This window comes from Serratia sarumanii, assembly GCF_029962605.1.
GTDB lineage: Bacteria > Pseudomonadota > Gammaproteobacteria > Enterobacterales > Enterobacteriaceae > Serratia > Serratia sarumanii.
This window is the reverse complement of the sequence record NZ_CP124750.1, coordinates 4764107-4788321: the sequence shown is the minus strand read 5'-3', so window position 1 is coordinate 4788321 and position 24215 is coordinate 4764107. Positions and strand designations below refer to the sequence as shown.

At 59.3% G+C, this 24215-nt stretch carries 23 protein-coding genes; 12 read left to right on the top strand and 11 right to left on the bottom strand.

Annotation, left to right across the window (positions count from 1 at the left end; all coding sequences use genetic code 11):
- Nucleotides 1–22: 22 nt before the first annotated feature.
- The 7 genes from SSARUM_RS22720 to SSARUM_RS22690 all read right to left on the bottom strand — a co-directional run bounded on the left by SSARUM_RS22720 (nucleotide 23) and on the right by SSARUM_RS22690 (nucleotide 6638).
- Complete coding sequence (locus tag SSARUM_RS22720) at nucleotides 23–562, bottom strand: fimbrial protein (protein WP_086556970.1); 540 nt, start codon at nucleotides 560–562, stop codon at nucleotides 23–25.
- A complete protein-coding gene (locus tag SSARUM_RS22715; protein WP_033636360.1) occupies nucleotides 562–1506 on the bottom strand; it encodes a fimbrial protein in 945 nt (314 codons plus the stop codon). Before SSARUM_RS22715 ends, SSARUM_RS22720 begins: the two co-directional genes overlap by 1 nt.
- Nucleotides 1484–2095 (bottom strand): fimbrial protein, encoded by a 612-nt coding sequence (locus SSARUM_RS22710; RefSeq protein WP_060388437.1) that lies wholly within the window; start codon nucleotides 2093–2095, stop codon nucleotides 1484–1486. Before SSARUM_RS22710 ends, SSARUM_RS22715 begins: the two co-directional genes overlap by 23 nt.
- An 11-nt stretch (nucleotides 2096–2106) precedes the next feature.
- Nucleotides 2107–2850 (bottom strand): fimbrial biogenesis chaperone, encoded by a 744-nt coding sequence (locus tag SSARUM_RS22705; protein ID WP_060388436.1) that lies wholly within the window; start codon nucleotides 2848–2850, stop codon nucleotides 2107–2109.
- A gap of 30 nt (nucleotides 2851–2880) precedes the next feature.
- Nucleotides 2881–5382, bottom strand: coding sequence for a fimbria/pilus outer membrane usher protein (locus tag SSARUM_RS22700; protein ID WP_060431141.1), 2502 nt, complete (start codon nucleotides 5380–5382; stop codon nucleotides 2881–2883).
- 79 nt (nucleotides 5383–5461) lie between these two features.
- The gene (locus SSARUM_RS22695; protein WP_033649363.1) at nucleotides 5462–6013 is read right to left on the bottom strand and encodes a fimbrial protein; all 552 of its coding nucleotides are present in this window, start codon (nucleotides 6011–6013) and stop codon (nucleotides 5462–5464) included.
- 88 nt (nucleotides 6014–6101) lie between these two features.
- Entirely contained in the window at nucleotides 6102–6638 is a 537-nt protein-coding gene (locus SSARUM_RS22690; protein ID WP_033636355.1) for a fimbrial protein, read from the bottom strand.
- A 762-nt stretch (nucleotides 6639–7400) separates the two neighbouring features.
- On the opposite strand from SSARUM_RS22690, the gene SSARUM_RS22685 reads away from it, so the two are divergent.
- The 4 genes from SSARUM_RS22685 to fetB all read left to right on the top strand — a co-directional run bounded on the left by SSARUM_RS22685 (nucleotide 7401) and on the right by fetB (nucleotide 9670).
- Nucleotides 7401–7682, top strand: a complete 282-nt coding sequence (locus SSARUM_RS22685) for a hypothetical protein (RefSeq protein WP_060431143.1) — start codon at nucleotides 7401–7403, stop codon at nucleotides 7680–7682.
- Between the two features lie 72 nt (nucleotides 7683–7754).
- Entirely contained in the window at nucleotides 7755–8042 is a 288-nt protein-coding gene (locus tag SSARUM_RS22680) for a FaeA/PapI family transcriptional regulator (RefSeq protein ID WP_033649362.1), read from the top strand.
- Nucleotides 8043–8232: 190 nt separating this feature from the next.
- Nucleotides 8233–8910 (top strand): iron efflux ABC transporter ATP-binding subunit FetA, encoded by a 678-nt coding sequence (gene fetA, locus SSARUM_RS22675; RefSeq protein WP_033636353.1) that lies wholly within the window; start codon nucleotides 8233–8235, stop codon nucleotides 8908–8910.
- On the top strand, nucleotides 8897–9670 hold the full coding sequence (gene fetB, locus SSARUM_RS22670) for an iron efflux ABC transporter permease subunit FetB (protein WP_060431145.1): 774 nt from the start codon (nucleotides 8897–8899) through the stop codon (nucleotides 9668–9670). The genes fetA and fetB overlap by 14 nt, the downstream gene beginning before the upstream one ends.
- A gap of 35 nt (nucleotides 9671–9705) precedes the next feature.
- On the opposite strand, the gene SSARUM_RS22665 is transcribed toward fetB, so the two are convergent.
- Both SSARUM_RS22665 and SSARUM_RS22660 read right to left on the bottom strand, forming a co-directional pair.
- Entirely contained in the window at nucleotides 9706–10542 is an 837-nt protein-coding gene (locus SSARUM_RS22665; protein WP_033649361.1) for a TIM barrel protein, read from the bottom strand.
- Nucleotides 10543–10574: 32 nt separating this feature from the next.
- Entirely contained in the window at nucleotides 10575–12017 is a 1443-nt protein-coding gene (locus SSARUM_RS22660) for a sugar porter family MFS transporter (RefSeq protein WP_033636350.1), read from the bottom strand.
- A 556-nt stretch (nucleotides 12018–12573) separates the two neighbouring features.
- Between SSARUM_RS22660 and SSARUM_RS22655 the strand changes: the two genes are divergently transcribed.
- The 4 genes from SSARUM_RS22655 (at nucleotide 12574) to SSARUM_RS22640 (ending at nucleotide 15775) form a co-directional block, all read left to right on the top strand.
- The gene (locus SSARUM_RS22655; protein WP_015379335.1) at nucleotides 12574–14079 is read left to right on the top strand and encodes a CoA-acylating methylmalonate-semialdehyde dehydrogenase; all 1506 of its coding nucleotides are present in this window, start codon (nucleotides 12574–12576) and stop codon (nucleotides 14077–14079) included.
- Between the two features lie 77 nt (nucleotides 14080–14156).
- Nucleotides 14157–14978 carry a 5-deoxy-glucuronate isomerase gene (gene iolB / locus SSARUM_RS22650; protein WP_033636349.1) on the top strand — a complete coding sequence of 274 codons (822 nt, stop codon included), beginning with the start codon at nucleotides 14157–14159 and terminating at the stop codon, nucleotides 14976–14978.
- 174 nt (nucleotides 14979–15152) lie between these two features.
- Nucleotides 15153–15422 carry a hypothetical protein gene (locus SSARUM_RS22645; RefSeq protein ID WP_033649358.1) on the top strand — a complete coding sequence of 90 codons (270 nt, stop codon included), beginning with the start codon at nucleotides 15153–15155 and terminating at the stop codon, nucleotides 15420–15422.
- 14 nt (nucleotides 15423–15436) lie between these two features.
- Nucleotides 15437–15775, top strand: a complete 339-nt coding sequence (locus tag SSARUM_RS22640) for a type II toxin-antitoxin system RelE/ParE family toxin (protein WP_033649357.1) — start codon at nucleotides 15437–15439, stop codon at nucleotides 15773–15775.
- Between the two features lie 41 nt (nucleotides 15776–15816).
- On the opposite strand, the gene SSARUM_RS22635 is transcribed toward SSARUM_RS22640, so the two are convergent.
- Together SSARUM_RS22635 and SSARUM_RS22630 are read right to left on the bottom strand one after the other, a co-directional pair.
- A complete protein-coding gene (locus tag SSARUM_RS22635) occupies nucleotides 15817–16653 on the bottom strand; it encodes a MurR/RpiR family transcriptional regulator (protein ID WP_004930856.1) in 837 nt (278 codons plus the stop codon).
- A 203-nt stretch (nucleotides 16654–16856) separates the two neighbouring features.
- A complete protein-coding gene (locus tag SSARUM_RS22630; protein WP_060431147.1) occupies nucleotides 16857–18788 on the bottom strand; it encodes a bifunctional 5-dehydro-2-deoxygluconokinase/5-dehydro-2-deoxyphosphogluconate aldolase in 1932 nt (643 codons plus the stop codon).
- A gap of 545 nt (nucleotides 18789–19333) precedes the next feature.
- Here SSARUM_RS22630 and iolD point away from each other — a divergent pair.
- From iolD to iolE, 4 genes are read left to right on the top strand one after another with little or no spacing between them, the layout of a single operon-like run.
- Entirely contained in the window at nucleotides 19334–21274 is a 1941-nt protein-coding gene (gene iolD, locus SSARUM_RS22625) for a 3D-(3,5/4)-trihydroxycyclohexane-1,2-dione acylhydrolase (decyclizing) (RefSeq protein WP_060431149.1), read from the top strand.
- Nucleotides 21275–21309: 35 nt separating this feature from the next.
- On the top strand, nucleotides 21310–22323 hold the full coding sequence (gene iolG / locus SSARUM_RS22620; RefSeq protein ID WP_033649354.1) for a bifunctional inositol 2-dehydrogenase/D-chiro-inositol 1-dehydrogenase: 1014 nt from the start codon (nucleotides 21310–21312) through the stop codon (nucleotides 22321–22323).
- 40 nt (nucleotides 22324–22363) lie between these two features.
- Nucleotides 22364–23248, top strand: coding sequence for a sugar phosphate isomerase/epimerase family protein (locus tag SSARUM_RS22615; RefSeq protein ID WP_060431151.1), 885 nt, complete (start codon nucleotides 22364–22366; stop codon nucleotides 23246–23248).
- 59 nt (nucleotides 23249–23307) lie between these two features.
- Nucleotides 23308–24204 carry a myo-inosose-2 dehydratase gene (iolE, locus tag SSARUM_RS22610; protein ID WP_019455194.1) on the top strand — a complete coding sequence of 299 codons (897 nt, stop codon included), beginning with the start codon at nucleotides 23308–23310 and terminating at the stop codon, nucleotides 24202–24204.
- The last annotated feature ends 11 nt before the right edge of the window (nucleotides 24205–24215 follow it).

Below are 24215 nucleotides of genomic sequence, written 5' to 3'. Positions count from 1 at the left end.
TTTCCCTGGGGCGGTGCGGGGCTTATTGGTACGCCAGCACAAAATTGGCGACGGAACTGAATTCGCCTTCGGTAAGGCTTTTATCTTTCATCGCGCTCGGCCGGGCCTGGACATAGGCGCTGAACCTCAGGGCGTTGGGGCCGTCTTGCAATGTCACCGCATCGGTCGGCGTGCCCAGATCAATCGCTTTGCCAGCACCGTCGAACAGCGCGATGGCGGCGCCGTTGGCGCCATTGTTGATCGCCAGCTTGCCCGGCAGTTCGGCATCTTCGGTGCCGGTAAAGGTGGCGGTGACCGATTTGAAAACGGCGGTTTTACAGTCGGTTAAGCGAATGGAAAATGACACGGGGTTGGTATGGCCGTAGCGGTACAAGGTTTTGATCAACACCGTATCCATCTCGACGGTCTGGTGAAGAGACTGCGGGTCGATATTGCAGGGTCTGCTTACCACGGAGCCGAAAAAGTCTATTTCCTTATTTTCCGCCGCGACTGCGGAGGAAAATAGAAAACCGATGCCGCACAGAGCGGTGATTGTCCGATAGCTCTTCATCATCACCACCATTAAATATAATTAATCAGCAAGATTACGGTCTTGCGGAAATTGCCTTCCTGTCCTTCCCCGCTGGCCTGCAATGAGGCGCTGTAGGATTTTTGCACCTGATCGCGGCCACTCATGTCGGCAAAGCTGTCGAACTGATTGTATTTAATCCATTTGGGGTTGGAATTATCGTGGATGCGCAAGGTTGAACCATTGTCCATATTCAAGCCGGTAGCGTCGGTCAGCGTGCCGTTTTTCACCATGAAATTGGCCTCCAGCGCGAAGCTGTCGCTGCAGCCGTTTTTGCGGATCAAGATGCTGAAATCCTTGCTCGCTACGGTGCCCGCATTGGGTTTCCAGGTCGGGATCTCACCGAAGTCAACGCCTTCCGGGGTTGAAAGCTCCACCGAAGCGGCGCACTGGATCACTTTGATTTTATCCAGCCCGGTAAGGGTGAAACGGTAATTTTTTCCCGGGTGGACGTTGATGCCGCCTACGCCATCGAGCTGAAAAACGGCGATCTGACTGGCGCCCCCTTCGGTGATTTCTCCGGTTTTTTGCAAATAAACCTGATAGTTGACATGACCGAGCTCCCGTTGCTTAGGGGTACGAAACATATCGGTTTGTACTCGGGAGTTGATCAAGCCGAGATCCCGGCCGTTATAAATCACCCCCATGGCGATGCCGGCGGCGAACTGCCGGTTGTCCGGATTGGGATAGAAATAAACCCATTCCCCCTTGGGTTTGCTGGCGTGCGCCCAGCACATAACGTCGCGGCTCATCGGTTTAGAGGTCCAAAGCCGGCTGCCGACCGGTAAGGTGGCCGGTATGGTCAACCGGCCGATATCCTCGCTCTCTTCGGTAATGCCGTTCTCGGTATTCAGGTGGCATTCCAGCGCCTGAGCGCCGAACGGCGTCGCCAGGCAACCCAGCAACGCCAGGCGTTTATAAATAGACCAGCTGGACATGCACCACTCCTTTGAATTGGTTTGCTTCGATGAACGGACGGGTTGATTCCAATTGAGCGCTGAACCACAACGTATTGCCGCCCGGCTGCAAGACATAGGGGGCGCTGGGTTGGTTGAGGGACAGCGCGCGGCCCCGTTGATCTTTCAGCCGCAGGCCAACGCCTTGTACGCCGCCGTGCAGCTTCAGCAACTGCGGATTGTCGGGATCGCTTTCACCGAGGAACACCAGCGTGGCGGCCTGCTCCCCCCGCAGGTAAAGCCTGCCGGCGTCGCCGTTGCGCATGCCGGCCGGATTGTCTGCCAGCGCCTTGGCGCCCAGCAGGCAATGGGTAAAGGCGAGACGAAAACGTACCGGCGCGCTTTGATCGCCGACACGCCGGAAGGCGAGCGTGCCGATCTCACCGAGATCGACCGACTGATCGCGACTGTCCGGCGCCAGGTTGCAGGGAGAGCTCAGCAGAGCGCCCTGAAAACCGACGGTGCCGCTGGTGCCCTGAACCTCTCCCGGCGGAGAGGCCATTGCGGCGCCGTTGCCGAGCAGCAAGGCGCCGATCAGCAGAGGCCGCAGGCGGCCGGTGAAGTCAGCCATGCCGTATCTCCTTATTTTTTTCCGGGTGCGGCGGTGCAGAGGCTAGCGCTGCAGGTGAAGCGCAGCTCGGGGTGGCCGCCGAAATCATTGATATAGGTGACGACGAAGGCGTCGAACCCATGGTCGCGCAAACGCACTTTTTCGCTGGATTTGGGGGACAGCATCACCGGCTGAAAATCGCCGATCGCGCCACCGCCTTGTTTCTGCGTCTGACGGGCGATGCCGGTCAGCGTGATGTGGAACGGCGTCGGATTTTCGATGGTGAAACCGTCGGCGGTTTTGTGGAACACCAGCTGTTCTTGCCATATCTCACCCTGCGGTGCGACGATGGCCTTCGGGCGGAAGAACAGTTTGATCTGCGTTTGCAGCGCCAGCTGCATCACGTTGGCTTTGCTGCTTTTGGGCGGAATTTCGCGCAAATTGAAATAAAACACCGATTCGCGATCTTGCGGCAATAGCTCGGCTTCCGGCGTTTTGGTAATGCGCACGACGCTGCGTTCTCCGGCTTCCACCCGTTGCAACGGCGGCAATACCACCAGCGGCGAAACGATCTTTTGATGTTGCGCATTCTCGATCCAGGCCTGAGCAAGGAAAGGCAACTCTTTGTTCTCATTGGTTATGTTAAGGCTGATCGATTTGGCGTCGCTCACATAGATGGCGCGCGTGCGATCCAACGCGATCGCCGCGTCGGCCGTCGAAGCCAGCGTTATCAACGCCAGGCTGCCCGCGGTTACTGCTATCGAATGTTTGTTCATGTTATGCGTCTACTCTCAATGTGTTGCGGATTACGGTTTGGTGCACGGCAACAGCAGCCGGTCCAGCGGTTTGGCGGCGCCTGGGATGGTGATGCGGCACTGACGGCGGCCTTCCCAGGCGACGTCCAACCGCTCTTCCGGTTGGACGCCGGTCAGATACACCGAGCCGCCGTCATTCACCACCGCGATCTCCCGTCCGGTTGCACTCAGCACCGTGGCGCCGAACGGCGGTTCGCTACCGTCCGCCAGTTTGATGGTGGCTAACAGCTTGCTGCCTTTCACCACCTCGAAGTGGCGATAACCGATGGCGCCTTCCGTCAGCGTGCCTTGCACCACCGCGCGCGTGGCTTCAACGTCGTCTGCCAGCTTGTTGACGTCGATGCGCGTATCGGTGTTGTAGTAGCTGGTGATGTCCGAGATCACCGCCAATCCGAAGCGGTTGCTGTAAGCGCGGCCGTTGTTGATCGGCACGCCGGCGACGCCGTTGGTATCCAGCATCATGCGGCTGCCGCCGTTGCCGGCGTTCTGGTGCGCGGCGACGCCGTGCCGGGTAGCGGTCAGGCCGCCGCGGAAAGTTCCGCCTATCGAGGAGTAACTGCCCTGCTGATAAGACGCGTTGGCGTTGAGCGTGCCGAACGACGCGTTATGGGTGTAGTAACCGCTCGCCGTCGGTTTGCCGGACTGGGTGACGCCGCTGCCGACCTGCCAGGTATTGTTGATGTCGCTGTTGTCGGTGTAGGTCGCCGTTTGGGTCACGTCGCGGTTATTGACCTGCAGCGCGTAGCCCAGACGGTTGTGCTCGCCGATAGGCACGGTGAAATTGAGCATCGCGCTATCGTCGGTGCGGCCCCGATAGTGAGTGCGATAGGCCGCCAACGAGGCGGTGATGTTGCTGATCCCGCCGAAGTCGAACAGCTTGCTGGTCGACATGCCGTAGCGGTTTTGCGCGCCTGCGTCCCAGTAAGTCTGGTGTGAGTAGGTCAGATAAGCGGTGATCGCCTGAGCGCTGTCCTCCGCCATAAAGGTTTTGCTGGCGGTGACGGTATACAACTCTTTTTGTCGGCCGCTGTAGCGATCGTCAATGTCGCCGTAGCGCGCCTGCAGGTACTGCGACATGGTCATAAATTTGCGCTGCGAAAAGCGGTAGCCGGCAAAGGTGATTTGGCCGTTGAGCTCGTCGAAACGCTTGGCGTAGTTGACCTTGAATGACATGCCTTTGGCGCTGGGTTCATCGGGCAGGCGCGCGATCGACTGCGTGGCGTCCACCGACAGGGCGCCGAACAGGTTCAGGTCGCGCCCCAGGCCGAGAGCCCAGGCGTTGTAATCGCCGCCGAGCAGCGCGCCGCCATACAGCGACCAGGCGTTGCTCAAGCCCCAGGAGAAATCGCCGGCGGAGAACACCGGCCCTTGCGTGCGGTGATCGTAGGCAGACGGCTTGCCCAGCGCCACGTTATAGCGCACGTAGCCGGGGCGGGTCAGATAAGGAATGCTGGCGGTATCTACCTGAAAAGTGGAAACACTGCCGTCTTGTTCTTCCACTTTCACATCCAGTTTGCCGCGTACCGAGCTGCTGAGATCCTGAATGGCGAACGGCCCGGCGGGCACCGTGGTTTGATACAGCGTGCGGCCTTCCTGAGAGACGGTGATCCGCGCGTTGCTTTTGGCGATGCCGCGTACTTCTGGCGCGTAACCCTGCAGGTTGGGCGGCAGCATGCGCTCGTCGCTGGCGAGGTTGAGGCCGGTAAAACGGTAGGCGTCGAACACCGGCGAATTCAGGTAGGTTTCACCCAGCGTCAGCCTGGCGGCCTGCATCGGCAGCGCGCGGTATGCGTAGATCTGATTCCAGTCGAAATTGCTGTCGCGCCGGCCGTATTGTTGGTTGAAATCGGTCTGATAATCGGCGCGCAGGCGCCAGGCGCCCAGGTTGGCGCCCAATGTACCGTAGCTGCTGAGGCTTTCGGCGGTGCCGTTGTCGTGGTGCTGTTTACCGATTTGGCCGCTGAGATTGTAATCCAGCAGCACGCCGGGGATGCCATCGTCCCACTGCTCGGGCGGCGTCCAGTCGGGATCGGAGTATTTCATCCAGGCCTGCGGAATGGTGATCGCCAGCACGCCGCCGCTGATGCGATCGGAAACCGCTGCGCCTTTGATGCCGCGAATGTCGGCACACTGGTTGTCGCGCCACAGGGTGACTTTTTTGGCCGCTTCTTCTTTCAGCGCCATTTTTTCCACCAGGTCAGGCGGCAGGCACACCTGGCTGCCGCTCTTGTTATCCGGCGACGGGAAATACTGAATGCTGCGCTGGGGCAGCGTTTTCTGGTTGATTTTGATATCCAGCAGATAGGTGCCCGGCATGACGTAATCGGCGTCGGAAAAGCGGGATAAGTCCACTTTGCTGCGTTCGCCAATATCCAACACGTCGGTATTGAATTCCGTGGCGGAAAAGACCGTTTTTGCCCAGAGAACAGAGAGAATGACGATGATGGGCGTTTTTTTTATTGTCAGTAAAGACGTCATAGAATGATCACTCATGGCAAATCCGCGCCTAATAGCAGGTCATCCCGTAAGACCTGAATACGTAATGCTGTACAGCGTTCCTAACGAAAACCGGCTACAGATAAGACAGGGTGAATTTGGCCAATGAGCTGAAACCGCCCGCCCGTGCCCTGTCGGGGTGAATGCGCAGCTGGGCGCCAAAGCGCAGCGTGTTATCGCCGGCAACGATCAGATAATCCGCCGTCGTGCTGCCGAGCGGGATCGGGGTGCCGGCGTCGGTCAGCAACTCGATAGCCATGCCGCGCGCCTCGCCATGGACGGCGAGCCATTGCGGATCTTGGCTATCCGCGATGCCGCTGAAGGTGAGGTTGGCCGCGCGATAAATAAAATCGGGCTTTATCTGGCTGGCCAGTTCGCAGTTCACCAACCTGATGGCGAAGTGGCGGCGGCTGCCGATGAGGCTCGGCTGGGCATCTCGCCCGGCGTCGCTCATTGAAACCAGCCCGAAATCAACGGTTTGATCCAAACTGTCGCCGGCGATGTTGCACGGCGTTTCGACGATTTCGCCGCCCAGGCTGACTTTGCCGTGGCCCTGAGTTTTCGCCGTGGCGCTAGCGCTGCCGATGCTGAGCGCGATCAGCAATGCGCCTCGCCAATGGATGGTCATGCTGGCTTCTCCCTGTCGAGATCGGTTCCTTTGCCGGAGCCGGCGTCGTTAAGCATGGGGATGCCCGCGCCGGCATCCCCAACGAGGCTTACTGATAAGCCAGGGTAAAGTTCGCCACGCTGGTGAACTGGCCCGGCACGACGGCGCCGGAAGCGCTGTTGCCTTGCAGGTATGCGGCGAATTTCAGGGCGTTGTTGCCTTCGTTCAGGCCCTGGCCGTCCGTTGCGGTGCCCAGCTCAACTTCCTTGGCGTGCAGCTGGTCGTAAATCACGATGCCCGCGCCGCTGGCGGAACCGCTCAGCGCCAGCAATTTGCTGTTGACGGCATCCGGCGTGCCGGTGAAGGTCACCTTGACGTTTTTCATGGTGTTGAGCGCGCAGTCTTTCAGCTCAATGCTGAAGGGTTCGGCGCTGGATTTGCCTTCTTTGGCCAGGATGCGGCTGCTGATCTGGCCCATCGGGACGGTTTGATCGACGGAGTCCGGCGTGATGCTGCAAGGCGCATCGATAATTTCACCGCTAAAGGTCACGGTGCCGCTGCCCTGGTTCGGGGTCGGCGCCGCATGTGCAACGGAGGCGGTAGAAAAAGCAATGGCGGTCGCCAGCATTAATTTATTCAGTTTCATTTCTCAGGTTCCTGTAGAGAGTATTTAAATAAAAAGAAAAGCACACCTAAATCCCCGCAGAGCAGCAACGCCCTGTTAGCCGCACTGCGATGGGAGCCAGATCCTTTTGCTTTGGGCAATACGCACACTTTTCGTTATTTGCTTTTAATAACGAAATGGTTATGTGATGTTTGGTCGGTTTTATTTGATTTTAAAACCCGAATATCAGTATGGCGTTTTGCTGGGAATATTCTTGCAAACAATAGCATTGCTTGGAAATAGATTTTGTTGAAATAACTCAAATTCAGAATATAAAACCAAAAGGAAAAAGTTAAATATAAGATCAAAAACCAATAGATCGTATGTAAATATTATCCAGAATAAATGACTGAATAAATAAGGTTATGCGAGATATTAGATCGACTGTAATAGCGGTTGCCCTACAATGCGCAATATCGCTTTGCTAATATTACGCTTTGACGAACATTGAAGAATTTTCTTTATGAAACAAAATGAAAAACATAAGCATTTGTTTTGTATGATTTTGTGTGGTTAGTTGTCCCTATGGTGTTCCACCGCCTATTCCTGGGTTGTCGATGGTTTGTCGAAGAGTCGTTAACAAAAAAATAACAACAAGGCAGGGGGAAGATTATTCTTATCAGATGCTATTTTTTGGACGCGCTTATGTTATTTAACCCATTGTGATTAACCAGAAAAGGGCAGGTGATGCCGTAGGCATTACATAATAATGACCTAAGTGATAATCAAAGGATGAACGATGGAATGATTACTGCGATTAATGCATTTAACAGATGTAAGGCGCATGCGTTGACAATGTTGGTAATTATGTATTCACAGTTCGTTATGGGATTGTTTAAACATCTTCATATCATGATAGCCATGAAAAAAATTGCACAGAAAAATCCTAGTGAAAAATCCGAGGAACAATGCATGACATTTTATCGGCAAAGGTTGGATTCATTAATAAATATTCATTCGCGCGGTGATAGACAGCGCCAGGTCTATTTTATCGGAACAACGTTGTTTGCGCGGACGCCGCCGTGATTTATGCCCCTGCGCATCACTGACGTGCAGTCATGAACGGGGGCTCAGCAGTAACCACTCAGGAGGAATGCTATGGCCAAGGTGCCGAAAACGTTTGAAAGTAGAAAATCGCTGATGCTGGATGTGTTGCGGGGATTGTGCCGGGATCTTGTGGAAGGGGCCGGGGGCCTGCATCCCCCGCCGGAGCAGTGGCCGAAGACGCGCGAGCTGGCGGATAAATGCGGCGAAAACATTTATACCACCCGCACCCTGCTGCTGGCGCTGGAAAAGGAGGGCAAGGTTCGCTGCACCCACCGCAGCATCAACAATTCTCTACGCTGGTACAGCTGCGACGAACAGGCGGCGATAAAAAAAGAGTGATTCGACCCTGGCGGTCGCTTTTGACTATTCCTACAGCTAATCATTAGTAAAATTTATTATTTGACGGGGCGTTTTGCTCCGTCAATCCTCCTCTCCGCTCGCTGCCATCCGCACAGGCATTGCTAATATGTTTTTTGCGGCCATATACTTATCGCTCAGACGGGAACAGGTGTAGGGAGCCGGCATCGTAATGAAGGAAAAGAAAGACATACTGAGATTGGATGATATTCATTATCAAATAGACAACCAAGTGATCCTGGACTCCGTCTCTTTCACGCTGGGTGAAGGCGAGTTCAAACTGATCACCGGACCTTCCGGCTGCGGGAAAAGCACCCTGCTGAAAATCATCTCTTCCTTAATGGATCCGACCAGCGGAAACCTCTATTTCGACGGACGAGCGATCGCCGAGATGTCGCCGGAGGCGTATCGCAAACAGGTTTCTTACTGCTTCCAGACGCCGGCGCTGTTCGGCAATACGGTTTACGACAATCTGGCGCTGCCCTACCAGATCCGTCAACAGTCGCCGGATGAACGAAAAATGCAGGCCGATCTGGCGCGTTTCGGGCTGCCGGAGGCGATGCTGACCAAAAGCATCAATGAGCTGTCCGGCGGGGAGAAGCAGCGCGTGTCCCTGATCCGCAACCTGCAGTTTATGCCCCGGGTGCTGTTGCTCGATGAGATCACCAGTGCGCTGGACGAGGAAAATAAGCGCAACGTCAATGAGATAGTGCATCAGCTGGTGGCGGAGCACCGGCTGGCGGTGCTGTGGGTGACGCACGATACCGAAGAGATAGCGCATGCGGACGAGGTGATCACCCTGCGCGCGCACGGCGCCGAGCAACAGGAGCAACAGCATGAATCAGCATAACATCACCAACGAATCCTTAGGCTTGTCGATGCTCCTGGTGGTGGTCGCCATTCTGATCAGCCACCGGGAAAAGCTGGCGCTGGAAAAGGACATTATCTGGAGCATCTGCCGCGCGGTGGTGCAGCTGATCATCGTCGGCTACGTGCTGAAGTACATTTTCGATCTGGATAACGCGGTGCTCACCGTGTTGATGGTGCTGTTCATCTGCTTTAACGCGGCCTACAACGCCAAGAAACGCAGCAAGTACGTCGAACACGCGTTCGTGACGTCGTTTATCGCCATCACCACCGGCGCGGTGCTGACGCTGGCGGTGCTGGTCTTGACTGGCTCCATCGAATTTACGCCGATGCAGGTAATCCCCATCTCCGGGATGATCGCCGGTAACGCCATGGTGGCGGTGGGATTGTGCTACACCAACCTCGGCCAGCGTTTCAAAAGCGAACAGCAGAAGATTCAGGAGATGCTCAGCCTGGGGGCGACGCCCAAGTTCGCTTCGGCGGCGCTGATCCGCGACAGTATCCGCGCTTCGCTGATCCCGACCGTGGATTCGGCGAAAACCGTTGGGCTGGTCAGCCTGCCGGGCATGATGTCCGGGCTGATCTTCGCCGGCATCGACCCGGTGAAAGCGATCAAATACCAGATTATGGTGACCTTCATGCTGCTTTCCACCGCCAGCCTGTCGACCATCATCGCCTGCTATCTGGCCTACCGTAAGTTTTACAACGCGCGCCACCAGCTGGTGGTCGGCAACCTGAAGTAACGCCATGAAAAACGGCCTCCGCGGAGGCCGTTTTTTTACCCTTGCAGCAGGGCGATGCTCTGGCGGATTTCCCGTTCGATATCCGCCTCGCTCCAGCTGTCCAGCTGCGAAGAGAAGGGCTCGAAGGCATAGACGCCGGTGTAGCCCAGGCGTTCCAGGTTTTGCACCTGGCGGCGGCTCTCCAGCCGATCGCCCTCGCTCAACATGATGCGCTCTTCGTCGCTCAGCGCGCCTTTATCCCGCCCATCCTCCACGCCGGACAGATGCACCAGGCCGATCTGCGCCACCTGGATCTGCGCGTCGAAGTCGGCCTGCGCCACACCGCTTAAATAGTGGTGGAAAGTATCGAGCACGATGCGGTACGGCGCGCCCGAATCGCGGATGAGCGCCTGGGTCAGCAGCGACGATCGCAGCGAGCTGATGCCGAAGCCCAGCGGCTCGACGTACCCCTGCACGCCATAGCGGGCAAACAGCGGCGCCAGCAGCCGCAGCGCGGCGAGGGTGTCGTCGCGTTTTTGCTGCTCGCTGCGCGTGTCATCGGCGCTGCAGTGCGGGCACAGCACCAGCGCCCGGCTGTGGATGGCCTGCGCCTGCGCCAGCAACGCTTCGGCGCGCTGCTGCAGCGCCGCCGGGTTGTCCATCAGATTGAACATGCCGAGGGCGTTGATCGTGACGATCTCGATGCCGTATTGCGCAGCGAGCGCATTGAGCTGCGCGTCGCTCAGATCGTCGGTCACCTTGCCGCTGGGCATATCGTTGCGCAGCTCAACCTTACTGAGCCCGCAGCGTTTCACCAGGCGGAAAAAACTGTCCAGATCGAGATTCGGCGCGATTTTGCGGTTAATGCAGAAGCGGTCCAGTGCAATGGTCATGAGGCATTACTCCAGCGGTCAGGGTTGAGAGATCAGGATTTGCCGTTTTCCAGCGGCAGCGGCTTGCCGTCGGGCAGGGGGTGGCGGTGGCGTTTGGCCAGCACTACCTGCTCCATTTTTTCCAGCGAGACGCCTTTGGTTTCCGGAATATAGCGGCCGATGAACCAGTAGCTGAACAGGCAGCAGGCGGCGAAGATCCACATCGGGAAGGCGCCGTGGAAATGCGAGAACAGGTAAGGGTGGTCGTTGATCATCGGGAACGACTGCGACACCGCGAAGTTAGCGACCCACATGCAGCCGACGGCGATGCTCATCCCCTGCGCGCGCATGCGGTTCGGGAAGATTTCCGACACCAGCACCCAGGCGCCGACGCCCCAGGACAGCGCATAAAACACCATGAAGAACAGCATGCCGAACAGCGCGAAATAGCCGGTGGCCTGAGTGTAGAGCGCGTACGAGGTGAGCAGCAGGCCGGCGATGGCGCCCAGCGTGCCGTAACGCATCAGCGGAATGCGGCCCATGCGATCCATCAGCATGGCGCCGATGACCGAACCGACCAGCTGCAGCACGCCGATCCAGATGGTCTGAAACAGCGCTTCCTGCGCGTTTTCGGTGACGGTTTTCAGCACCACCGGCGCGTAATACATCATTACGTTGACGCCGGTCACCTGCTGCAGCATGGCGATCATGCAGCCGACGAACAGGATGAAACGCACCCGCACATCGCCGTAGTTCAGCTTCCGATGCCGCTGCTGTTGATCCTGCTGCAGCGAGTCTTTGATTTCTTTCAGCAGATTCTGCGCGTGGGCGGCGTTGGAAACCTTGGTCAACATCGCCAGCGCCTGATCGTCGCGGCCCATCATCACGTTCCAGCGCGGCGACTCAGGAATGACGAACACCAGGATGCAGAACAGAATGCAGGGGATGACGCCCGAGGCGAACATCCAGCGCCAGCCCATTTCCACCAGCCAGGCTTCGCTGGCGAGGCTGGCGATTTTGAAGTTGACGTAGAAAATCACGATCTGACCGAACACGATGGCGAACTGCTGCATACTGAGCGCGCGCCCGCGCATGTCCTTTGGCGACACTTCCGACATGTACATCGGCGACACGGTGGCGGCGATGCCGACCGCCAGCCCGCCGATGATGCGGTAGATGACGAACCAGGTGAAGGTCGGGGCCAAGGCTGCGCCGACGGCGGAAACGGTGAACAGCAGCGCCGCCAGCATCAGCGCCTTTTTACGGCCCCAGCGCGCCGCTAGCGGCCCGGCGGCGAAGGCGCCGACCACGCAGCCGATCACCACGTTGGAGACTGCCCAACCGGTTTCGGCCGGGCTGAGATTGAAATAGGTTTTCAGCGCTTCGATCGCGCCGGAGATCACGGCGGTATCGTAGCCGAACAGAATGCCGCCCAGGGCGGCGATGCCGCAAATTCGCAATATGTAGCCGGTATTGTGCTTACGCTGATATGACATGTGTTGCTCCGATTTTTATCCTGGCTTCCGTCCGCACGGTTGGGTTATCGGGAAGAGGGCGAGCGGAAGGGTGTGAACCGTGCCTGTCATCAAGGCGATGTCGTCGATAAATGCTGGAACAAACAAGAACATTTATTTCATAATTAGTGAATAATGGAATATTGATTTTTAGATCCAGTTCAAAAAAAACCGTCACGCGCGATCCGGGCGCCTTGGGCGTTCTGGGGCGGGCGGTAACGGCGACAGGGCAGGCGCGGTGCGGGTTTTCTGTAGCAAAGTCAGTGTGTATTGCCCCTGGTTTCTCCTGCGCCGTTACGCTTTCCCTGGCGCGGTAATGAAAGCGCCAACCCGATCGACACCGCAAAATTGCGACCTCACGCACTAAAAACAAATTTTTCAAAACAATTTATTTGAAATTTTTTTTTCAATGAAATAGAGTTTGCTGCATCCGGTCAGGATGTAGCCGGCTTGCCGACGGGGTTTGGCGAGCGGGACGATTAACGCCGCGCCGCCGGCGAGTGGCCAGGCGACAGCGGACTTGAAAAGAGGGCGTGACATGAAAACCGTGGGTAACTTTATTGACGGGCAGGTGTGCCTGAGCAGCAGCAATCAAACCGTCGACGTGCACAACCCGGCCAGCGGGCAGGTTGAGCGGCGCGTCACGCAGAGCACCGCCGCCGAAGTCAAGCAGGCCATCGACGTGGCCCATCGGGCGTTTGCCGATTGGTCGCGCACCACGCCGCTGCGCCGCGCGCGCATCATGTTCAATTTCAAGGCGCTGCTGGAACAGCACCGCGACGAGCTGGCCGAGCTTATCGTCAGCGAGCACGGCAAGGTGTACTCGGATGCGCTGGGCGAACTGACGCGCGGCATGGAAGTGGTCGAATTCGCCTGCGGCATCCCGCATCTGATCAAGGGCGAGTATTCGCCGGACGTCGGCAGTGGCGTCGACAGCTTCTCGCTGATGCAGCCGCTGGGCGTGGTGGCGGGCATTACCCCGTTCAACTTCCCGGCGATGGTGCCGATGTGGATGTTCCCTATCGCGCTGGCCTGCGGCAACACCTTCATCCTCAAGCCGCCGGCGCTGGTGCCTTCCGCCTCGGTGCGCCTGGCGGAACTGCTGAAAGAAGCCGGCCTGCCGGACGGCGTGTTCAACGTGGTGCACTGCGCCAATGAAGACGCGGCGCAGCTGTGCACCGATCCGCGCATTCAGGCGGTGAGCTTCGTCGGCTCCTCCACCGTGGCGGAACATATTTACACCACCGCCAGCGCGCACGGCAAGCGGGTGCAGGCCTTCGGCGCGGCGAAGAACCAGGCGATCGTCATGCCGGACGCCGATCTGGACGCCACGGTCAACGCGCTGATGGGCGGAGCGTTCGGCTCCGCCGGCGAGCGCTGCATGGCGCTGCCGATCGCCGTGGTAGTCGGTGACGACACCGCCGATAAACTGATCGCCAAACTGAAGCCGCTGATCGCGCAGCTGCGCGTCGGGCCGGGCTTGCAGCAGGGCGGAGAAGAGAATGAAATGGGGCCGCTGGTGTCGTCCGCCCACCAGAAAAAGGTGCTGGGTTACATCGATCTGGGCGTGGAAGAAGGCGCCACCCTGGTGGCCGACGGCCGCAATTATCAGGTGCCGGGCTATCCTGAAGGCTACTACGTCGGCGGCACGCTGTTCGACCATGTGAAGCCGAACATGCGCATCTACCGCGAAGAGATCTTCGGGCCGGTGCTGGGCATCGTGCGGGTGCCGGATTACCGCACCGCCATCGACACGGTGAACGGCCACGAGTTTGGCAACGGCAGCGCCATCTTTACCGGCAGCGGCCACTACGCGCGCCAGTTCGTGCAGGAAGTGCAGGCCGGGATGGTCGGCGTCAACGTGCCGGTGCCGGTGCCGATGGCGTTCCACAGCTTCGGCGGCTGGAAGCGCTCGGTGTTCGGCGCGCTTAACGTGCACGGCACCGACGGCGTGCGCTTCTACACGCGCATGAAGACCGCCACCGCGCGCTGGCCGGCCGGGCAGCAGACGGTGTCCGAATTCAGCATGCCGACGCTGGGTTAAGCGATCGCAAAGTATGAGCGGGCCGTTGCTCCTTCGGGGCAACGGCCTTTGCACGGGGAGTTAACAGGAGAATCGAGATGTCTTCACTGCTTGCCAAATGTCAGACGCCGAACGCCGAGGGGCGTATTCAGCACGTGACGCCGGAAAATGCCGGGTGGCGCTATGTCGGTTTCGACGTTTATCGCCTGGCCGCCGGGCAGTCGCTGCAGCTGGAGTGCGGTGACAAGGAGCTGTGCCTGGTGCTGGTGGCCGGTATCGCCTCCGTCGCCACGCTGCGCGCCGAATACCCGCATATCGGCAAACGCATGAGCCCGTTCGAGCGCACGCCGCCTTACGCGGTGTATGTGCCGCACCACGATCGCATCGACGTGCGGGCAGAAACCGATCTGGAGCTGGCGGTGTGCAGCGCGCCCGGCAGCGGCCACCTGCCTTCACGGCTGATTACGCCGGCGGATATCGGCGTGGAGCGGCGCGGCAAGGGGCGCAACCAGCGGTTGGTGCACAACATTCTACCGGACAGCGAGCCGGCCGACAGTCTGCTGGTGGTGGAGGTTTACACCGACGAGGGCAACACCAGTTCCTACCCGAGCCACAAGCACGATCGGGAAGACTCACCGGACGAAACCTATCTGGAAGAGACGTATTATCACCGCATTCAGCCGGAGCAGGGATTCTGCATGCAGCGCGTCTATACCGACGATCGCACGCTCGACGAATGCATGCCGGTCTACAATCGGGACGTAGTGAAAGTGCCACGCGGTTATCACCCGGTGGCGACCCTGGCGGGCTACGACAACTATTATCTCAACGTGATGGCCGGGCCGGTGCGGCAATGGAAATTCACCTGGGAAAAAGACCACGCCTGGATTAACGGCGACGGCTATCCCGCCGCGCAATAAGCGCCTGAGGCCCGGCTTGCCGGGCTTATTCTTTATCAGGGTATAAATTTGACCTAAATTTTCCCTCCATCTTGCTCAAATGATAATCTGTCCGCACGCGATCGCTCCCTGGCTGAGTGAATCTAACGAACCGCTGTTATGCAACGAAATTGCCGGTACACAGGAGGAAGAACCATGACGACTACCATGTCCCAAAAAGCGGCGCGCGAAGGATTAGGTTCGCCCGACCTGTTTGAAGGCGGGGTTTACGTCACAAAAAATGGTGTTGCCGAGCTGTTTGTACAAACGGCGGCTGAGAGAGAGGCCGAAATTCGGGAACGCAATCTGGAGCGCCAGTCCAACGCGTTGTTGAAACTGACTATGCTGGCGAAGCAAGAGATTAAAAATCAGCGTGGTCTGTCGCCCGAAGAAACCTTGCAGCGGCTGCGTGACGCGCGGAAATAGGCCCGAGGTGCAGGATGCCCCAGGAAATACGTTTTACCGTCGCGCCGGCGGCGGAATGGAGCCTGAAAGACATCGAGTCTTATAAGAGCGGAACGATAGGAGCAGTCGCGGCCGGGGTGTTCGTGGACAATCTGTTGTTATCGTCCCTCGCGGCAATTGCCGACGATCCTGCCTGCTACCGCTTCAACGCCGTGCTGGCGGGCATGGGGGGACGGTTGCACGAGCGATTGGATCCCGACAGCGAATACCGCGTCATCTATGACTACGACGGTCAGACGGTGGAGATTCTGCTTTTCATCAGCATGAAGCAGGATCTGGAAAGCGCGCTCTACCGCTATTTGTTGCTGCAATAACCCCGCCGCGCCCGAGCCTGTCGGGCGCGTTCCCCCCAGCCTTACTCGTCCCGGGCGTTATTCAGCGCCAGCGAAACCGCCAGCGTCTGCGCCAGGCACATCGAGGCCACCTGCGAACGGAACCCGTCCACCTGCGCTTCGCGCACCACGAAACAGACGTCGCTGAAGGCGGCCAGCGGGCTGACCTGGCTGTCGGTGATGGCGATCTGCTGCGCGCCGCGCTTGGCGCCCAATTCCACCAGTTCCACCGCCTCGCGGGCGTACGGCGAATAGCTGATGGCGATCACCACGTCCTTCGGTTTCACCATGCTCAGCTGTTCGGTGAACATGCCGCCCAGGCCGTCGATAAGAAACGCGCGGCGCTCCAGATGGCGTAGCGCATAGGTGAGATAGGAGGCGACGCTGAACGAACGGCGCAGGCCGATCACGTAGATGTTTTCGGCGTTGTTGAGCAGTTCGACGGCGCGATCCAGCTGCTCGGGGGCGATCTGCATCGCCAGTTGCTGCAGCGCCTGCGCGTTGACCATGGTGAATACGTTGAGAATTTCCGCCGGTTTCTCCGGCGCGACGTTGTCGTCGGTGGAGGTTTGGCGGAACAGGCGCGCGCGCTCGGTATAGTTCACCGTCTCTTCCATCAGATGCTGACGGAACACCTGCTTCATTTCGTTGAAGCCGCTGAAGCCGAAGGCGTTGGCGAAACGGATCAGGGTGGAAGGCGGCACGCTGGCCTGTGCGGCGATGGAGGCAACGGTATCGAAAGCGATGCTGTTACTGTTATCCAAAATATAGCGCGCCACCTGCTTCAAACGCTTGCTCAGCGTTTCATAACGGTGGCGAATCTCGTCCTGTAACAGCGAAAGTTGAGTTGGGTTGTTCATCCATTCGGCTCGCAGTGGGGTGAAGGCGCATTGGCCTGACGCCTGAAATATTGACAGGGTATTTTAACAGACGGAGCGGAAATTTCATTTCCTCAAAAAGCGATTTATTCGATCGCACATTGCGCGACTTCACAGAAAAGGGGCAAAAAAATCCCCTTAAAGCGGCGAAATGGCCTTAAGGGGACGTGAACTCGCGCTCGCTGTCAGTGCGCACCGCTCGCCTGCGGACGGTACTGGCGCCAGAAACCGATCAGCGTCAGGTATTTTTGTTTCACCTGCTCGATCAGGGCGGCGTCGTCGATTTCATCCTGCAGCCAGCGGCGCGAAGGCTGGCCGAAGATGGTGCGGCCGACGGCGAAACCCTTCACCCAGCGCGCATCCGCGGCGGCGGCAAAGCCCGCCTTCAGCACCGCTTCCGGGGAGTCGAGCCCCAGGATCAGCACGCCGCGGCAGTAGGGATCGTAGGTATCGATCAGCGCACCGACCCGCCGCCAGTTTTCCGCGCTCAGCGGCGGCAGTTTCCACCAGTCCGGCTGAATGCCCGACTGGTAGAAGTGCTCAATCATCTCCAGGTAATAACGTTCGTCTTTGTCGGGGTTGTTGTCCGGCAGGATCACTTCCAGCAGCAGCTCGTGGCCGGACTTACAGCAGCCGCGGTAGACGTCGGCGATCAGCTCATCCTGCTCGCGACGCAGTTCCGCCGCGTCGTGCGGGTGATAAAACACCAGGCACTTCACCACGTGCTCCTGCGGCCAGTCGATCAATTGCGAGCCGATATTGCCATGCTCCAGGCGCAGCGGGCGCGAACTGGGCAGCTCTACCGGCCGGCCGATCCACCATCCCTGGCCGGTGATCTCGTTCAGCGCCGCCTGCCCGTAAGTGGTGTCGGCCAGAATGCCGCTGTTGCCGTTCAGGCCGGCCTGCGCGGCGGCCTGTTGCGCCGCGGTCAGCAGCAGGGTTTTCAGGCGCGGAATGCGCTCCTCGCCGACGCCGGCTTCGCGTGCCATGTCCGCCAGCTGCTTGCGGTGATCGAAGGCGAAGACGCACAGTTCCGGCCACTGTTGCTTGCGGGTGGTGACCCGGTGCAGGTGGTTCAGGCGCGCATCGCGGTCCGGGCGCGTGACCTGCCGTTCACGCAGCAGGTAGTCGTCCAGCTCCCGTTTGGTCGGCATCGCCGGCGCGCAGCCGTGGCGCGAGACCACCAACGCGCCGCAGGCGTTGGCGTAGCGGCAGGCCTGATCCCAGCCCTCATCGTTCAGGTAGCCACGCAGCAGGCCGGACATAAAGGCGTCGCCGGCCCCCAGCACGTTCAGCACCTCAACCCGCACGCCAGCGTGCAGTTTCACCTGTTCCCAGTCGTCGGCGATTTCGCCCTCGAACACCGAGCAACCCTGCGCGCCGCGCTTGCACACCAGCGTGGCCGCCGTGGCCCGGCGCACGTTTTTCAGCGCCGTCAGCGTGTCGGTGCTGCCGCCGGCGATATGAAACTCTTCTTCGGTGCCGACGATCAGATCGAAATGGTGCAGCACCTCCTGCAGCTCGCGGGTCACCTGGTCCGATTCCACAAAGCGGGTTTCGCCGTCGCCCAGCGACGTCAGCCCCCACAGCACCGGGCGGTAATCGATGTCCAGGGCGGTGCGCAGGCCGTGGCGGCGCGCGTATTCCAGCGCCTTCAGCACCGCGGCGCGGGTGTTCGGGTGCGACAGGTGCGTGCCGGTGATGGCCAGCGCGCGCGCGGAGGCGATGTAGGCCTCGTCGATATCGTCCGGCGTCAGCGCCATGTCCGCGCAGTTTTCGCGGTAGAAGATCAGCGGGAAGGTTTCCTGATCCTTGATGCCGAGGATCACCAGGCCGGTTAATCGTTGCTTGTCGGTGATGAGGCAGCGGGTATCGGCCCCGACGCGCTGCAGCTCTTCACGCAGAAAGCGGCCCATGTGCTCGTCGCCGACGCGCGCCAGCATGCCGGATTTTAACCCCTGAATGGCGGTGCCGTAGGCCACGTTGCCGGAGGAGCCGCCGAGGTACTTGGCGAATGTGCCGGCGTCTTCCAGCCGCGCGCCGATCTGCTGAGCATAGAAATCGACGGCGATGCGCCCGAGACAAATGACATCAAGCTGTTTTTCTTGTGTAGCCATACCCGTTTCCTTCTGTTTAAGCAAAACTCCGGCGGCGGCCCGAGCGTGGCGCCCTGCAGGAAGCATGTGGACAGTATGGGGAATGAAAATTTCAATTTCAATATAGAATGAAATTTACACCCCAAAAATGTGATGCGTTTAAAACATCGACAGAGGCGTGGGAAAAGGCGGTGAAACGGCTACGGGAGGGGGGCCGGGGCGCGCATAAAAGAGGGGAAATGACAGGGTAAAAGGCGGTCAACCCATGAGCCAACGGCTTTTATTGGCCGGTGCGCGGCGCGAAGCCAGTGAAGGCTGAAGCACGAGATGAAACGGGCTTTTCATGCAATATGCGATCTTTATCGCAAAATGAAATGTTTCTTCTGTAATGTGATTTTATGAAAAATATATTTGTTTATAATCGCTTCACGTTTCAGGTTGTCGACTTCGTGAGCAGCGGGCATCGCCTGCTCAAGATAATAGCTGCCGCCGCGTAACACAAACACGGGATTGTCGGCTCGGCGCGAGCACTTTCCGGGGCGGCCCTCAATCTAAAGGGTGAGTAAATGGGCAAGATCAGGCTAACCATGGCGCAGGCGCTCGTCAGATTTCTCGATAACCAGTATCTGCTGGCCGACGGCGTGGAAACCAAATTCGTCGCGGGCATTTTCGCGATTTTCGGCCACGGCAATGTGCTGGGGCTGGGGCAAGCGCTGGAACAGGATAGCGGCGAGCTGCGGGTACATCAGGGCCGCAACGAGCAGGGCATGGCCCACGCGGCGATTGGCTTCGCCAAACAGAAGCTGCGCCGGCAGATCTACGCCTGCACCTCATCGGTCGGCCCCGGCGCCGCCAACATGATCACCGCCGCGGCCACCGCTACCGCCAACCGCATTCCTTTATTGCTGCTGCCGGGCGACGTTTACGCCTCCCGCCAGCCGGATCCGGTGCTGCAGCAAATCGAGCAGCCTTACGATCTCAGCATCAGCACCAACGACGCGTTCCGCGCGGTGAGCAAATACTGGGATCGCATCGTGCGGCCGGAGCAGCTGATGAGCGCCTGCATCAACGCGATGCGCGTGCTGACCGATCCGGCGGATACCGGCGCGGTGACGCTGTGTCTGCCGCAGGACGTGCAGGGTGAAGCCTACGACTATCCCGACTATTTCTTCCAAAAACGCGTGCATCGGCTCGATCGCCGCCTGGCGACCGACGGCATGTTGGCGGACGCGTTGGCGCTGCTGGCGGCCAAACGCAAACCGCTGCTGGTGTGCGGCGGCGGCGTGAAATACTCGCAGGCCGGGCGGGCGCTGCGCGAATTCGCCGAGCGCTTCGGCATTCCGTTCGCCGAAACCCAGGCCGGCAAAGGCACGGTGCCGAGCGACCATGAATTCAACCTCGGCGGCATTGGCGAAACCGGCTGCCTGGCGGCCAATACGCTGGCTCGTCAGGCCGATCTGGTGATCGGTGTCGGCACCCGTTACACCGATTTCACCACCTCGTCCAAATGGCTGTTCCAAAATCCGGACGTCAGCTTCCTCAATATCAACGTCAGCGCCTTTGACGCCGGCAAGCTCGACGGCGTGCAGGTGCTGGCGGACGCCCGCGAGGCCCTGAGCGAACTGGGCGCGCTGCTGGCGCAGGCCGAGTACCGCGCCGGCTGGGGCGACGCCATCGCCGCGGCGCGCAGCGCCCAGCGTGAAGAGACCGAGCGCGTTTACGCGGTGGAATACGGCGGCGCAGGCTTTGTGCCGGAGATAGACGATCACCTCGATCGCGAGCGGGTGTTCGCCGAATTTATCGCCCAGACCGATTCCGCGCTGACCCAGAGCCGGGTGCTGGGGGTGCTGAACCGCGAGCTGCCGGCGGACAGCGTGATCGTCGCCGCCGCCGGTAGCCTGCCGGGCGATTTGCAGCGGGTGTGGCACAACCGCGGCGAGCACGGTTATCACGTGGAGTACGGTTACTCCTGCATGGGGTATGAGGTGAACGCCGCATTGGGGGTCAAGCTGGCAGAGCCGCAGCGCGAGGTGTACGCGATGGTGGGCGACGGCGCCTTCATGATGCTGCATTCCGAACTGGTCACTTCGATTCAGGAAAGCTGCAAGATCAACGTGATGCTGTTCGACAACATGACCAACGGCTGCATCAACAACCTGCAGATGGAACACGGCATGGACAGCTACACCACCGAATTCCGCTTCCGTAATCCACAGGGCGGCAAGCTCGACGGCAAACTGGTGCCGGTCGATTTCGCCATGCTGGCGGCGGCTTACGGTTGCAAAACCTATCGCGTCACCACCGAGCAGCAGCTGCTCGATGCGCTGGCCGACGCCCGCAGGCAGACCGTGTCCACGCTGCTGGACATCAAGGTGCTGCCGAAGACCATGGTGCACAAGTATCTCAGCTGGTGGCGCGTGGGCGGCGCTCAGGTGGCCGACAGCGAGAAAATCGTCGCAGTGGCGCGCAAGCTGCAGGAAAACATCGATAAGGCGCGCGATTACTGATTCGTTTTCATACATAAATCTCGAGGGTAGCGAAAATGACATTGAACATTGGGGTTATCGGCACCGGCGCCATCGGCCGCGATCATATCCGTCGCTGCAGCAAAGTGTTGCAGGGCGCACGGGTGGTGGCGGTGAATGACATTAACCGCGACAACGCCGCCAAGGTGGTGAGCGATCTGCAGCTGGATGCGCGGGTGTATGACAACGGCCACGATCTGATTAAGGCCGCCGACGTGCAGGCGGTGCTGGTGACTTCCTGGGGGCCGAGCCACGAAGAGTTCGTGCTGGCGGCCATCGCCGCCGGCAAACCGGTGTTCTGCGAGAAGCCGCTGGCGGTGACCGCGCAGGGCTGCAAAAACATCGTCGATGCCGAAGCGAAGCACGGCAAACGGCTGGTGCAGGTCGGCTTTATGCGCCCCTATGACCAGGGCTATCGTGCGCTGAAACAGGTGCTGACCAGCGGCCAGATCGGCGAGCCGCTGATGCTGCACTGCGCGCACCGCAACCCGACGGTCGGCGAGGCCTACACCACCGATATGGCGATCACCGACACCCTGATCCACGAAATCGACGTGCTGCGCTGGCTGCTCGACGACGACTATGTGTCGGTGCAGGTGGTGTTCCCGCGCAAGAGCCCGAAGGCGTTCCCACACCTGAAAGATCCGCAGATTGTGCTGTTCGAAACCGCCAAAGGCACGCGCATTGACGTCGAAATCTTCGTCAACTGCCAGTACGGCTACGACATTCAGTGTGAAGTGGTAGGGGAAACCGGCATCGCCAAACTGCCGGAGCCGTCTTCGGTGCAGATGCGCAGCGGCGCCCGCCTGTCGACTGAAATCCTGACCGACTGGAAGGATCGTTTTATCGACGCTTATGACGTTGAGCTACAGGGCTTCATCAACGACGTGGCCGCGGGCAAGTTGACCGGGCCTTCCGCCTGGGACGGCTACGCCGCCGCGGTGACCGCCGACGCCTGCGTGGCGGCCCAGCTCAGCGGCGAAATCGTGCCGGTGACCTTGCCGGCGCGCCCGGCGTTTTACAACAAATAGCCGGCTTGCACCACCTACCCACGATTGCAGAGGAGTGACCATGAAGATCGCTTTTGATGTTGACGTTATCCGGGATTTGGGCGTCACCAAAATGGTTCAGCAGGTGGCGGACTGGGGCTACAAATATATCGAGCAGTCGCCGCACCCGCAGATCAACCCGTTTTACAAGCATCCGAAGGCCAGTCGCGAAATCATGGCGGAGTATAAAAACGCCCTGAAAGCGACCGGCGTGGAGATCTCCTCATTTATCGTGGTGTATCGCTGGTCCGGGCCAGGGGAAGATCGCCGCCAGGCGGCGGTCAAAAACTGGCGGCGGATGATCGAAATCGCGGTGGAAATGGGCGTGCAGGTGATTAACACCGAACTGGCGGGTAACCCCAACGAACCGGAGATCTGCGAGGAGCTGTGGTATCGCTCGATGGAGGAGCTGCTGCCGATCGTCGAGCGCGAGGGTATCCGTATGGAGATCCAGTCGCACCCGTGGGACTTTTGCGAGCTGAGCAACGAAACCGCCGATCTGGTGAAATCGCTGCGCAGCGACCACGTCAAATACCTCTACAGCGTGCCGCACACCTTCTACTACGACAAGGGGCTGGGTGACGTGGCCGGCATGCTGCAGTACGCCGGGGACGATCTTTCCCACGTGCTGATCGCCGACACCATGAATCACACCAAGCATTGCCGTTATATCGTCAACCCGCCGGGCGTTGACGCCGCGGTGCATCAGCACGTCGGCATCGGCGAAGGCGAGGTGAATTTCGACGCCCTGTTCCAGACGCTGCGCGACATGGAATTTGCCAACCGCAGCTTCAAGGTCGGCGGCGAATCGATCATCTGCACCTCGCTGTTCGGCTACCCGGAAAAGATGCCGAGCCAGGCGGTGGCGACCAGAGAGCGCATCGAAAGAGAGCTGTTGGGCAAATAATCTTATTCGGCTCGCCGGCGGCGTTTGCACCGGCGGCCCTCCAAGGACCGAGGCAGACCATGAATAAAGACAACGTGAAATTGGCCATTGCGCCGATCGGCTGGACCAACGACGACATGCCCGATCTGGGCAAGGAAAACACCTTCCAGCAGTGCGTCAGCGAAATGGCGCTGGCCGGCTTCACCGGCAGCGAAGTGGGCAGCAAATACCCGCGCGATCCGGCGGTGCTGAAACCGATGCTGGATATTCGCGGCATCCAGATCTGCAACGCCTGGTTCAGCACCTTTTTCGCCGACGGCCAGAAAGACAAAACCATCGATGAATTTATCAACCACATGAATTTCCTGCATGCCATGGGCGCCAGGGTGATCGGCTGCTCCGAGCAGAGCAAGAGCATTCAGGGCACCACCAAAGGCGTGTTCGAAGAGAAGCCGTACTTCAGCGATGAAGAGTGGCAGCGCGTGGCCGACGGTTACAACGAGCTGGCGAAGATCGCCGCCGGCAAAGGCATGCAGGTGTGTCTGCACCACCACATGGGCACCGGCATTCAGACCACGGCCGAAATCGATCGCTACATGAGCATGGTCAACGACGACGTCTACCTGCTGTTCGATACCGGCCACGCCTACTATTCGGAAGGCAGCCAGCAGGCGATGATGGCGATCCTGGAGAAGTATCTGCCGCGCATCAACCACGTCCATCTGAAGGACGTGCGCGATGAGGTGGTGGCGGAAGTGAAAGCCAACAAGCTGAGCTTCCTCGACGGCGTGAAGAAGGGCACCTTCACCGTGCCGGGTGATGGCGTGATCGACTTCAGGCCGGTGTTCAAGCTACTGGACGAGCGCGGTTACAAAGGGTGGATGGTGGTGGAGGCCGAGCAGGATCCGGCGCTGGCCAACCCGTTCGAGTATGCGGTAAAAGCGCGCCGTTATATTCGGGAAACCGCTGGCATTTAAGCGACGAGGGT